Annotated in this window: 10 protein-coding genes and 1 tRNA gene; 6 read left to right on the forward strand and 5 right to left on the reverse strand. The window is 68.1% G+C overall.

Going from position 1 to position 11,942, the window contains the following annotated elements; translation table 11 throughout:
• Nucleotides 1–14 precede the first annotated feature (14 nt).
• Nucleotides 15–1,640 carry an NAD(P)/FAD-dependent oxidoreductase gene (locus CBM2586_RS04620; RefSeq protein ID WP_115662653.1) on the forward strand — a complete coding sequence of 542 codons (1,626 nt, stop codon included), beginning with the start codon at nt 15–17 and terminating at the stop codon, nt 1,638–1,640.
• Here CBM2586_RS04620 and CBM2586_RS04625 read toward each other — a convergent pair.
• Nucleotides 1,637–2,911 (reverse strand): TIGR03862 family flavoprotein, encoded by a 1,275-nt coding sequence (locus CBM2586_RS04625; RefSeq protein ID WP_115686931.1) that lies wholly within the window; start codon nt 2,909–2,911, stop codon nt 1,637–1,639. The genes CBM2586_RS04620 and CBM2586_RS04625 overlap by 4 nt on opposite strands.
• A 130-nt stretch (nt 2,912–3,041) precedes the next feature.
• Between CBM2586_RS04625 and CBM2586_RS04630 the strand changes: the two genes are divergently transcribed.
• A complete protein-coding gene (locus CBM2586_RS04630) occupies nt 3,042–3,653 on the forward strand; it encodes a DUF1415 domain-containing protein (protein WP_115688644.1) in 612 nt (203 codons plus the stop codon).
• Here the strand turns inward: CBM2586_RS04630 and CBM2586_RS04635 are convergent, their stop codons facing one another.
• Nucleotides 3,654–4,496 (reverse strand): class I SAM-dependent methyltransferase, encoded by an 843-nt coding sequence (locus tag CBM2586_RS04635; protein ID WP_115662651.1) that lies wholly within the window; start codon nt 4,494–4,496, stop codon nt 3,654–3,656.
• Between the two features lie 187 nt (nt 4,497–4,683).
• On the opposite strand from CBM2586_RS04635, the gene CBM2586_RS04640 reads away from it, so the two are divergent.
• Nucleotides 4,684–6,297 carry a DUF342 domain-containing protein gene (locus CBM2586_RS04640; protein ID WP_115686932.1) on the forward strand — a complete coding sequence of 538 codons (1,614 nt, stop codon included), beginning with the start codon at nt 4,684–4,686 and terminating at the stop codon, nt 6,295–6,297.
• 261 nt (nt 6,298–6,558) lie between these two features.
• Here the strand turns inward: CBM2586_RS04640 and CBM2586_RS04645 are convergent, their stop codons facing one another.
• Complete coding sequence (locus CBM2586_RS04645; protein WP_115686933.1) at nt 6,559–7,671, reverse strand: CapA family protein; 1,113 nt, start codon at nt 7,669–7,671, stop codon at nt 6,559–6,561.
• A gap of 225 nt (nt 7,672–7,896) precedes the next feature.
• On the opposite strand from CBM2586_RS04645, the gene CBM2586_RS04650 reads away from it, so the two are divergent.
• The 3 genes from CBM2586_RS04650 to CBM2586_RS04660 all read left to right on the forward strand — a co-directional run bounded on the left by CBM2586_RS04650 (nt 7,897) and on the right by CBM2586_RS04660 (nt 10,628).
• On the forward strand, nt 7,897–9,285 hold the full coding sequence (locus CBM2586_RS04650) for an FAD-binding oxidoreductase (RefSeq protein ID WP_115663794.1): 1,389 nt from the start codon (nt 7,897–7,899) through the stop codon (nt 9,283–9,285).
• Between the two features lie 120 nt (nt 9,286–9,405).
• Entirely contained in the window at nt 9,406–10,323 is a 918-nt protein-coding gene (gene ppk2 / locus CBM2586_RS04655) for a polyphosphate kinase 2 (RefSeq protein ID WP_115662648.1), read from the forward strand.
• A 68-nt stretch (nt 10,324–10,391) separates the two neighbouring features.
• Nucleotides 10,392–10,628: a hypothetical protein gene (locus CBM2586_RS04660; protein WP_115662647.1), complete on the forward strand. Its 237-nt coding sequence runs from the start codon at nt 10,392–10,394 to the stop codon at nt 10,626–10,628.
• Between the two features lie 40 nt (nt 10,629–10,668).
• Here CBM2586_RS04660 and CBM2586_RS04665 read toward each other — a convergent pair.
• Nucleotides 10,669–10,744: transfer RNA gene (locus CBM2586_RS04665), tRNA-Thr, on the reverse strand.
• Nucleotides 10,745–10,888: 144 nt separating this feature from the next.
• A complete protein-coding gene (locus CBM2586_RS04670; protein ID WP_115662646.1) occupies nt 10,889–11,905 on the reverse strand; it encodes a class 1 fructose-bisphosphatase in 1,017 nt (338 codons plus the stop codon).
• Nucleotides 11,906–11,942 lie beyond the last annotated feature (37 nt).

Genomic DNA, 11,942 nt, shown 5'->3' on the forward strand with positions numbered 1-11,942 from the left:
TTCCCGGGTTCCCCATGCTACGTCTAAGTGAAGTCAAACTCCCGCTCGACCATACCGAAAGCGACCTCGACGCCGCCGTGCGCGCCGGTGCCGCGCAGATCGGCGTCAAGGGCGACGGCCTGATCGGCTATACCGTATTCCGCCGTGCCCACGATGCGCGCAAGCGCTCGGATATCAAGCTGACCTACATCATCGATATCGAGGTGCGCGACGAGGCCACGGCCATCCGCCGCATGGCCGGCAAGCCGAACTGGAGCGTGACGCCCGACATGGCGTACCACTTCGTCGCGCGCGCGCCGCAGGGCGGCACGCATCCGCGCCCGGTGGTCATCGGCATGGGCCCGTGCGGCCTGCTGGCCGGCCTGATCCTGGCACAGTCGGGCTTCCGCCCGATCATCCTCGAGCGCGGCAAGGAAGTGCGCGAGCGCACCAAGGACACCTTCGGCCTGTGGCGCAAGAGCGTGCTCAACCCGGAGTCGAACGTGCAGTTCGGCGAAGGCGGCGCCGGCACCTTCTCGGACGGCAAGCTGTACAGCCAGATCAAGGACCCGAAGCACTACGGGCGCAAGGTGCTGAACGAGTTCGTGCGCGCGGGCGCGCCGGAAGACATCCTGTACAAGGCACGCCCGCATATCGGCACCTTCCGGCTGGTCAGCATGGTCGAGAAGATGCGCGCCGAGATCATCGAGCTGGGCGGGGAGATCCGCTTCGAAACCCGCGTCGACGATATCGACATCGACGGCGGCAAGGTGCGCGGCCTGAAGCTGTCGAATGGCGAGTACCTCGAAGCCGACCACGTCATCATGGCGGTCGGCCACAGCGCGCGCGATACCTTCCAGATGCTGCATGACCGCGGCGTGTTCATGGAGGCCAAGCCGTTCTCGCTGGGTTTCCGCATCGAGCATCCGCAGGGGCTGATCAATCGCAGCCGCTTCGGCAAGTTCGCCGGCAACAAGCTGCTGGGCGCGGCCGACTACAAGGTGGTGCACCACTGCAGCAACGGCCGCTCGGTGTACAGCTTCTGCATGTGCCCGGGCGGCACGGTGGTGGCAGCGGCGTCGGAGCCGGGGCGCGTGGTGACCAACGGCATGAGCCAGTACAAGCGCGCCGAGCGCAATGCCAATGCCGGCATCGTGGTCGGCATCACGCCGGAAGACTACCCGGGCGGCCCGCTCGCCGGCATCGAGTTCCAGCGCAAGTGGGAAGAGCGCGCGTTCGAGCTGGGCGGCGGCAACTACAACGCGCCGGGCCAGCTGGTCGGCGACTTTATCGCCGGCCGCGCGTCGACCGCGCTGGGCTCGGTCGAGCCTTCCTACAAGCCAGGCGTGACGCCCACCGACCTGAGCACGTCGTTGCCCGACTACGTGATCGAGGCGATCCGCGAAGGCATTCCCGAAATCGACAAGAAGTTGCCTGGCTTCGCCCTGCATGATGCGGTGCTGACCGGGGTCGAGACGCGCACCTCGTCGCCGCTGCGCATCCGCCGCAATCACGACGACTACCAGAGCATCAACGTCAAGGGCCTGTACCCGGCCGGCGAGGGCGCGGGCTATGCGGGCGGCATCTACTCGGCGGCGATCGATGGCATCGAAGTGGCCGAGGCGGTGGCGCTCAGCATCGCCGGCGGCAGGGCTGCCTAAGCCTGTTGCTTCAGATAAGCCGCGGCCCCCAGCGCCGCGGTGCGGCCGCTGGCGAAGCAAGCCGTCAGCAGGTAGCCGCCGGTGGGCGCTTCCCAGTCCAGCATCTCGCCCGCGCAGAACACGCCGGGCAGGGCGCGCAGCATCAGGCTGGCATCCATCGCCTCGAAGCGCACGCCGCCGGCGCTGCTGATGACCTCGTCGATCGGGCGCGGGCGCAGCAGGCGCAACGGCAGCGCCTTCAGCGACACGGCCAGCGTGCCAGGGTCCTGCATCGCATCTTTCGTCAGGCATTCGCGCAGCAGCCCGGCCTTGACGCCGGTAATGCCGAGCCGGCTTTGCAGATGGCTGGATAGCGAACGCGAGCCGCGCGGATGCTCCACCTGCGCGCTGACCTGTTCGGCGCTGTGCGACGGCAGCAGGTCGAGGTGGACGGTGGCCTCGCCATCGGCTTCGATGCGGTCGCGGATCGGTGCCGACAGCGCGTAGACCAGGCTGCCTTCGATGCCGTCGCGGCTGATCACGAATTCACCCTGACGGTAGTGTGCGTGGCCATCACGGTCATTCAGCGCGATCGCCACCGGCTTGACCGGCGCGCCGGCAAAGCGCTCCGCGAAGGCCTCGCTCCACGCCACGTCGAAGCCGCAATTGGCTGGCCGCAGCGGGTCGATCCCGACGCCGCGCTCGGCCAGCCGCGGCACCCATGCGCCATCTGAGCCCAGCCTGGCCCAGCTGGCACCGCCCAGCGCCAGCACCACGGCGCGCGCGCGTACGATCGTGTCACCCTGCGGCGTGGCAAAGCGCAGCGCATGCGGCGCGGCGTCGCCATCCTCCCAGCCGAGCCAGCGATGGCGCATATGGAACTGCACGCCGGACTCGCGCAGCCGGTGCAGCCACGCGCGCAGCATCGGCGCGGCCTTCATGTCGGTCGGAAAGACGCGCCCGGAGCTGCCGACGAAGGTGTCGATGCCCAGCCCATGGACCCAGTCGCGCAGCGCCTGCGCGCCGAAGCCGGCCAGCATCGGCGCCAGCTGCGCCGTGCGCGCGCCGTAGCGGCCCAGGAAGGCCGGCTCGGGCTCGGCATGGGTCAGGTTCATGCCGCCCTTGCCGGCCATCAGGAACTTGCGGCCGACCGACGGCATCGCGTCATAGACCGCCACGCCGGCGCCCTGCGCCGCCAGCACTTCGGCCGCCATCAGGCCGGCCGGGCCGCCGCCGATGACGGCAACGTCGGCAGTGGCATAGTCAGGGGCGGGCGTGGTGGCAGCGGGCATCGGCAGGACTCGGCAGGACTCGGCAGGACTCGGCAGGACTCGGCAGGACTCGGCAGGGCGGGGGTGTTTCCGCCGCGGATTATAGAGCCTGCGGCAGCGCTAGAATGAGGCTTTGCCGCGCCTTGCCATCATGTCTTCCCCCATGCACTCCGACAGCCAGCCCGACGATGCCGTCATTGCCGCCACCCGCCACTGGCTCGAGCGCGCGGTGATCGGGCTCAACCTGTGCCCGTTCGCCAAGAGCGTGTACGTGAAGGAGCAGGTGCGCTATGTGGTCAGCGCCGTCACCGAGGCGCCGGATGTGATGGATGAGCTCGAGCGCGAGCTGCGCCTGCTGGCCGCTGCCGACCCGGCGCAGATCGACACCACCCTGCTGATCCTGCCGCATGCGGTGGCCGATTTTCTGGACTTCAACGACCTGCTGTACTTTGCCGAGCGCCTGCTCGCCAGCCTGGGGCTGGAAGGCACGCTGCAGATCGCCAGCTTCCATCCGCAGTACCAGTTTGCCGGAACCGAGCCGGACGATATCGAGAACTACACCAACCGCGCGCCATACCCGATCCTGCATCTGCTGCGCGAGGACTCGATCGCGCGCGCGGCGGCGGCCTTCCCCGATGCGGCGGACATCTACGAGCGCAACCAGGCGGTCATGCGCCGCCTCGGCCACGAGGGCTGGCAACGCTGGATGGCTGGCGAGGATGAGCCCCGGACCGAGCCCGGCATCGAGCCCCGGAAGGCGTAGTTACGCCACCGCTGCCGGCGCGGTGAAGAAGCGCTCGCGCAGTTCTTCCAGTCCCAGCCGCCCCAGCACCTCCTCCAGCCGCTCGGCCGGGCGGCGGCGCGGCAGGTCCTTGTACTGGGCGATGATCAGTTCGTTCTTCATCGAGTGTTCCCAGCCCACCAGCTCGGTCACGCTGACCTGGTAGCCGTGCGCCTCCAGCTGCAGGCAGCGCAGCACGTTGGTCACCTGGCTGCCGAACTCGCGCGTGTGCAGCGGATGGCGCCAGATCTCGGTCAGCGGATTGCCAGCCAGCAGCTTGCCCTTGTGCTTGCGCAGCACGCCGGCCACTTCGGCCTGGCAGCAAGGTACCAGCACGATGTGCTGCGCGTGCCTGGCCAGCGCGAAGCGGATCGCGTCGTCGGTCGCGGTATTGCACGCATGCAGCGCGGTGACCACGTCGACGGTGGGCGGCAACTGCGGCGAGGCGATCGAGTCCGCCACCGACAGGTTCAGGAACGACATCCCCGCAAAGCCCAGCCGCGCCGCCAGCGCCTGCGAAGTCTTCACCAGTTCTTCACGGGTCTCGATGCCGTAGATGTGCGAGTCGTCCTGCAGGGCCTTGAAGAACAGGTCATAGAGGATGAAACCGAGATAGGACTTGCCGGCGCCGTGGTCCACCAGCGTGACGCGGCCGCGCGCGGCCTTGACCTCCTGCAGCAGCGGTTCGATGAACTGGAACAGGTGGTAGACCTGCTTGAGCTTGCGCCGGCTGTCCTGGTTCATCTTGCCGTCGCGCGTCAGGATATGGAGTTCCTTGAGCAGTTCGATGGACTGGCCGGGGCGGATTTCGTGGGTATTTGACATGGAGGGACTGCACAAGGCTGCGGGGCGCGGCGCGCCCGGGAATGGCGACAGTTTACCGAAAAGTCGCGCGGAGCCCGCCGCGGGGACCGGGTGCGCTAAAGTTCCCAGCGCGCCGGCCGTTGGTGATGTATCGATAACAAGCAGAGCGCCGGCAATCGCCGTCGCCGCCAGACGATTCAGGGGACGCATGATGCATGAATCGGGACTGAGCCTGGAGCTTGCCGAGCCGGGCGAACAGGTGCATGCACGCTACACGCCGCAGCCGGGCCGGCTGCCGCCGGACCCCGGCAGTCTGCAGCAATGCCTGGAGGGGCTGGGCTGGTCCGGCGCGCGGCTCGATGCGCGTGCGGTGGCGCGGTTCCTGGCGCAATGCCAGGGTGCCGAGCATGAGATCGACGCCACCATCGGCGCGCTGATCGATGGCGCATTCGAGCTCGACATCAGCAATGACGGCCTCGCCGTGCGGCTGACGCTGATGCCGGCGGAGGGCGGCCGGCCGGTCAGCGCGGAAGAGATCCGCCGCGCCGTGGCGGAGCGCGGCGTGGTGGCGCCGATCCAGGCGCTCGCGCTGGACGACGCACTGGCCGAGGGCGGCTGCGAATTGCGCACCATCGCCGCAGGCATTGCGCCGCGGCAGGGCGAGCCGGCGCGCTTCATCAACCTGCTCGAGCCGCGCAAGCCGGCGCAGAGCGACGACGATGCCGGCAAGGTCGACCTGCGCGAGCTGGGCAACCTGCTGCTGGTCAGCCCCGGCACGCCGCTGATGCGGCGCATTGCGGCGGTGCCGGGCCATGCCGGCGTCGACGTGTTCGGCCAGCCGATTGCCGCCGATGCGGTCGACGACCCGCCATTTGCCGAGGGCCTGACCGGCGCCGCGGCCGATGCGGACGACCCCGGACTGCTGCGCGCGACGATAGCCGGAGCGCCGGTGGTCGGCATCTGCGGCATCTCGGTCAGCCCCGTGGTGCAGGTGGAATCGGTGGACCTGCACTCCGGCAACGTGGCGTTCGACGGCACGCTGCGCGTGTCGGGCGACATCCGCACCGGCATGTCGGTCAACGTCAGCGGCGACGTGGTGGTCGAAGGCACCATCGAAGCCGCCAGCGTCGAGGCCGGCGGCAACGTCATCGTCAAGGGCGGCATTATCGGCAAGTCCGAAAGCGTCCATGCCGAAGGCGGCATCCGCCGCGCCAGCGTGCGCTGCAAGGGCGCGGTGAAGGCGCGCTTCATCGAGAATGCGGTGGTCGAGGCCGGCACCGAAGTCACCGTCGACAGTGGCATCCGCCAGAGCGACGTCGCCGCGGGCCAGCGCATCGTGGTGGGCGGCACCGGCATGCAGGGCAGCATCAGCGGCGGCCGCAGCCGCGCCTTGCTGGCGGTGCGGGCCGCGGTGCTGGGCGCGCCGGCCGGCACCGCCACCAGCATCCAGGTCGGCCTCAATCCCTATGCCGACGCCCAGCGCGCCGCGCTCGAGGCCGAGCGCCGGCGCATGCTGGAGGAGCAGAACAAGGTCAGGCAGCTAGTGGACTTCTTTGCCAGGCACCCCGAGCGCGCCGTTGGCGACCTGCGCGAAAAGGCGCGCGCGACGCTGTTCAAGCTGTCGCGCGACCTGTTCGAGCTGGAGGCGCGCGTGACCGAACTGGGGCAGCAGATGCAGCCGACCGCCGATGCCGTCATCGATGCTCCGCGCCGTATCCACGGCGGGGTCATGCTGCAGGTGGGCAGCCGCGTGCTCAAAGTGATGGAAGACAAGCCCGGCGGCCAGGTCCGCCTGCTCGACGACCGCATTACGGTCGGCTGATAACGCGCGCTTTCCTGATCCTGCTTTGATCCGCGGGGATTTGTACTATCCTGCAGGTATGTCCTGGGGTGCCGCAGGATGGGCGACCGAGCTAGCGTTGGGCAATGAATGCAGAAGCGGATCAGCACTCTGTGGAAGCGTTACACCGAACCGACGCACGTGGCACTTGAATCAACGGGAAGGCCAGCCATCGCGCTGGCCTTTCTGTTTTCCTGCGGCCGGATTGGCAGCTACCGGGATCGTGGCAGGTACGGCCTGCGCTCATGCCGCCCCCAGCCGCAACTCATGCAGTCCGCTACGCGCCACGCGTGTGCCAAGCGCGCGTCCTTGTGCTTCGAACATGGCTTGCAGCCATGCCATGTCGACTTCGCGCGCATACGCCAGCCGGAAGTGGCTGCGCCGCAAGGGCACCAGCCGCAGCTCCGCGCTGCCGCCGCGATCGAAGCCGACGAATGCCATCAGCGCCAGGTCCGGGCGGTAGTCATCGTATCCGCCGATGCCCTCGTAGTCGTTGATGAAATCGCCGCAGCCATACAGGATCGGCTTGCCGGCATGCAGCTCGATGCCCAGCGGATGATGCGAGGAATGCCCGTGCACGATGTCGATGCCGGCGTGCTCGACCAGCGCGCGGGCGAAGGCGCGCTGCGCGGGGTCGATGTGGTAGCCCCAGTTCGGGCCCCAGTGGATCGACAGCACCATCACATCGCCGGGGCGCCGCAATTGCAGGGCCTGCGCGGCAATGCGCTGCTGCGCGTCCGTGCACCAGTCGTCCAGCAGGTTCACGCCCGAGTGCCCGGCGGTGGCGCGCCACGCCGCCGGCGTGCCGGCATTTGGCATGGCGCAGGCGAGCACCACCACGCGGCCGCCGCCGGGCCGCGCCAGCACCGCGGCGCGTGCCGCGCTGGCCTCGTCGGGACCGGCGCCGGCGTGCGCGATGTGCGCGCGATCCAGCGCGTCGAGCGTATCGGCCAGGCCGGCGCGGCCCCAGTCGAGCACATGGTTGTTGGCGAGCACCGCGCAGTCGATGCCGGCGGCCTGCAGGCAATCGACGTTGCGCGGATGCATGCGGTAGTGCACGGACTTGCCGGGCCAGGCATCGTCGCTGGTGGTGATGGCGGTTTCCAGGTTGACGATGCGCGGCTGCGCGGCGCGGCTTGCCAGTTCCGCCAGCGCATCGCCCCACGGATAGTCCGGCCCGGCGGGGCGCGCGATCGGGCCGGCCTTGCGTTCCGCCAGGCGCACGTAGTCGAGCGCGGAATGCACATACGATTCATGCAGCAGCGGCTGGCTGGGATGCGCCAGGATCTGGTCGATGCCGCGACCTGTCATCACGTCGCCGCACAGGAACAGGGGAGGTTGGCTGGCAGGGTCCATTGTGCAGGCGCACGGCGCGCGGCACCGTGCCGCCGTGCCTCCATGATAGGCCGCGCGGCCACGACACGATCTCGGAGCCACCCGCGCAATGCGCCATGTGCAGCGCGCATTTACATTCCCGCGGTGCCTGCCTTAAATGATGAAGTCATCGGTCCTCGTGGCCATTTTTTCGCTCCTGGCGCCGCGTGCCGTCCGATGTTTCCAACCAGCATCGGGAGGCAGATCATGGCCCAGCCATCGCAGGAACATATTGAGGCACTCAAGGCGCAGCTGCGCGGGCGCTTGCTGCAGCCGGGCGACGGCGGCTACGACGACGCGCGCCGGATCTGGAACGCGATGATTGACCGCCATCCGCAGTGGATCGTGCAGGCCGCGGGCGCGGCCGACGTTGCCGCGGCGGTGAACTTCGCGCGCGAGCACGGCGTGCTGATGTCGGTCCGCGGTGGCGGCCACAATATCGGCGGGCTGGCGATCTGCGAGAGCGGCATGGTGCTGGACCTGTCGCCGATGCGCTCGGTGCGCATCGATCCCCACGCCCAGCGCGCGTGGGTAGAGCCGGGCGCCACGCTGCGCGACTTCGACCACGAAGCGCAGGCCCAGGGCCTGGCCACGCCGCTCGGCATCAACTCCACCACCGGCGTGGCCGGGCTGACGCTCGGCGGCGGCTTCGGCTGGCTCAGCCGCAAGTTCGGCACCACCGTCGACAACCTGATGTCGGCGCAGGTCGTCACCGCCGACGGCAAGCTGGTGCGCGCCAGCAGCGACGAGAACGCCGACCTGTTCTGGGCGCTGCGCGGCGGCGGCGGCAACTTCGGCGTGGTGACGATGTTCGAGTTCCGGCTGCATCCGGTCGGGCCGCAGGTCTATGGCGGACTGATCGTCTATCCGCTGGAGCAGGCCGCCAGCGTGCTGCCGGCCTATCGCGAGCTGTATGAATCGATGCCCGATGAACTGACGGTATGGGTGGTGCTGCGCCAGGCGCCGCCGCTGCCGTTCCTGCCGCCCGAGGTGCACGGCAAGCCGGTGGCGGCGCTGGCGATCTGCTATATCGGTCCGCCGGAGAAGGGGCCGGAACTGGTCGAGCCGCTGCGCCGGCTCGGCACCCCGTATGGCGAGCACCTGGGGCCGATGCCGCTCACCGCGTGGCAGCAGGCCTTCGATCCGCTGCTGACGCCGGGCGCGCGCAACTACTGGAAGTCGCATAACTTCGCGGGCCTGGACGACGGGCTGATCGCGATGCTGATCGAGCAGATCGGCAAGCTGCCGTCGCCGCAATGCGAGGTGTTTATCGGCGCGATGGGCGGGCAGACCAACCGCGTCGCGCCCGACGCCACCGCCTACGCCGCCCGCGACGCCAAGTTCATCATGAACCTACACGGGCGCTGGGATAGCCCCGCCGATGACGACCGGTGCATCGGCTGGGCGCGCGAGGTGTTCCGCGCGGCGGCGCCGTATGCGCTCGGCAGCGTCTATGTCAACTTCCTCACTCAGGAGGAGGTCGACCGCGTCGGCGCCGCCTATGGGCCGAACTACGACCGGCTGGTGGCAGTGAAGCGGCGCTACGATCCCGACAACCTGTTCCGCCATAACCACAACATCAATCCCGCGGGCTGAAAGCCGTAACCCGTGGCGGGCCGGAGCGGAGCAGGGTGCCTGCTCCGCCTTCACGCGGCTGCAATACAGCCGTGCCAGCATCGCCGCGACCGCGTTGTATCGACAGGGAGAGCAGATCAGATGAGACCGGGCGAAGCAGAACTGGTGCGGCGCATCCACAACGAGGTGGCCGACTACTACGACGAAGAGATCGAACTGGAACTGGACGACCGCGAGGCCAGCGAGGCCTTCGGCGATCCTGTGCAGCTGGACGACCAGGCCGCGCAGGAAAGCCGCCGGCGCTATTTCCGCGAGCTGTTCCGGCTGCAGGGCGAGCTGGTGCGGCTGCAAAGCTGGGTCGCCGCCAGCGGGCACAAGGTGGTGATCCTGTTCGAGGGGCGCGACGCCGCCGGCAAGGGCGGCGTGATCAAGCGCATCACGCAGCGGCTGAACCCGCGCGTGTGCCGTGTCGCCGCGCTGCCCGCGCCGAACGACCGTGAACGCACCCAGTGGTATTTCCAGCGCTACGTCGCGCACCTGCCCGCCGCCGGCGAGATCGTGCTGTTCGACCGCAGCTGGTACAACCGCGCCGGCGTCGAGCGCGTGATGGGCTTCTGCAGCGACGACCAGTACGAAGAATTCTTCCGCTCCGTGCCCGAATTCGAAAAGATGCTGGTGCGTTCCGGCATCCAGGTGATCAAGTACTGGTTCTCGATCACGCACGAAGAGCAGCGCCTGCGCTTCCTCAGCCGCATCCATGACCCGCTCAAGCAGTGGAAGCTCAGCCCGATGGACCTGGAATCGCAGCGCCGCTGGGAAGACTACACCCGGGCCAAGGAGATCATGCTCGAGCGCACCCACATCCCCGAGGCGCCGTGGTGGGTGGTGCAGGCCGACGACAAGAAGCGCGCGCGGCTGAACTGCATCCATCACTTGCTGAGCCTGGTGCCGTATGCCGAAGTGGAGACCCCCACGGTAGTGCTGCCCGGCCGCGAGCGCCATGAAGACTACGTGCGCCAGCCGGTGCCCAAGGAGATGATCGTGCCGGAGGTGTACTGAGCGATGCCCCGGGCCTAGGGTATCCACGGGGTGCGCCATCGGCCCCATGCCGGAGGCAGCTACCTATAATGAAAGCGGCCACCCCGACATCCGCGGCGGCCGTGATCGTGGAACTGCTAGCCTTCTGGGCGGCCATGCTTGCCGCCTATCTTCTAATGAAGCGTGCCGGCTGCTTCAGCCAGCCGGTGCTCTATCCCGATCTGGACCACCCCTTCCGCTACTGGTGGGCGCAACGGCTGGGGCGCCAGTCGGCGCCATTGCCATCCCCACCGGAACGCGGGCAACAAAAAACCCGGAGAGCGTGACGCTGTCCGGGTTTGCGCGGGCTGGGCCCTGGAATTCTGGTGGTGCCGAAGAGAGGAATCGAACCCCCGACCTTCTCATTACGAATGAGCTGCTCTACCGACTGAGCTACTTCGGCAACATGTTCCGTTGATCTGGAACAGCCCGCAATAGTAGCAGCGTTTTCCGGCCTTGTGAAGCCCTTTGTGTCGCCGATGCCATCCGGGGCCGGCACGGAAAAACGGGGCGCGCAGCGCCCCGTTCAATGCGGTGGCGGCCGGAATCAGGCCTTGGCTTGCGCTTCCTGATGGTAGCGCGTGACGCGTTCCACTTCGTTCTTCGAGCCCAGGATCACCGATACGCGCTGGTGCAGCTTGGTCGGCTGCACGTCGAGGATGCGCTGCTCGCCGTTGGTGGCGGCGCCGCCGGCCTGCTCGACCAGCATCGCCATCGGGTTGGCCTCGTACATCAGGCGCAGCTTGCCGGGCTTTTCCGGCTCGCGCTTGTCCCACGGGTACATGAAGATGCCGCCGCGGGTCAGGATGCGGTGCACGTCGGCGACCATCGACGCGACCCAGCGCATGTTGAAATTCTTGCCGCGCGGGCCTTCGTCGCCGGCCAGGCACTCGTCGATGTACTTGCGCACCGGCGGGGCCCAGTGGCGCATGTTCGACATGTTGATGGCGAATTCCCTGGTGTCTTCCGGAATCGTGACGTTGGACTGGGTCAGCACGAAGCTGCCGGCCTCGCGGTCCAGCGTGAACATGTGCACGCCGTTGCCGACCGTCAGCACCAGCGTGGTCTGCGGGCCGTACACCGCGTAGCCGGCGGCGACCTGGTGCGTGCCGGGCTGCAGGAAGTCGGCCTCGGTCACGGTCTGGCCGGGCTTGGGCATGTGCAGCACCGAGAAGATGGTGCCGATCGAGACATTGACGTCGATGTTCGACGAGCCGTCGAGCGGGTCGAACATCAGCAGGTATTCGCCCTTCGGGTAGCGGTTGGGAATCTCGTAGAACGATTCCATTTCTTCCGACGCCATTGCGGCCAGGTGGCCGCCCCATTCGTTGGCGTCGAGCAGCACTTCGTTGGCAATCACGTCCAGCTTCTGCTGGGTTTCGCCCTGGACGTTGCCGGTGCCGGCCGAGCCCAGCACGCCGGCGAGGGCGCCCTTGCTGACGGCGTTCGAAATGGCCTTGCAGGCACGAGCGACCACTTCGATCAGCAGCCGCAGTTCGGGCTGGATGGTGTTGTGCTTGCGCTGTTCCTCGACCAGGTAGCGGGTCAGGCTGATGCGAGTCATGGTTGGTTCTCCTTGGATGGCCGCAATTCTACATGCC

Source organism: Cupriavidus taiwanensis (assembly GCF_900250115.1).
GTDB classification, from domain to species: Bacteria; Pseudomonadota; Gammaproteobacteria; order Burkholderiales; family Burkholderiaceae; genus Cupriavidus; species Cupriavidus taiwanensis_B.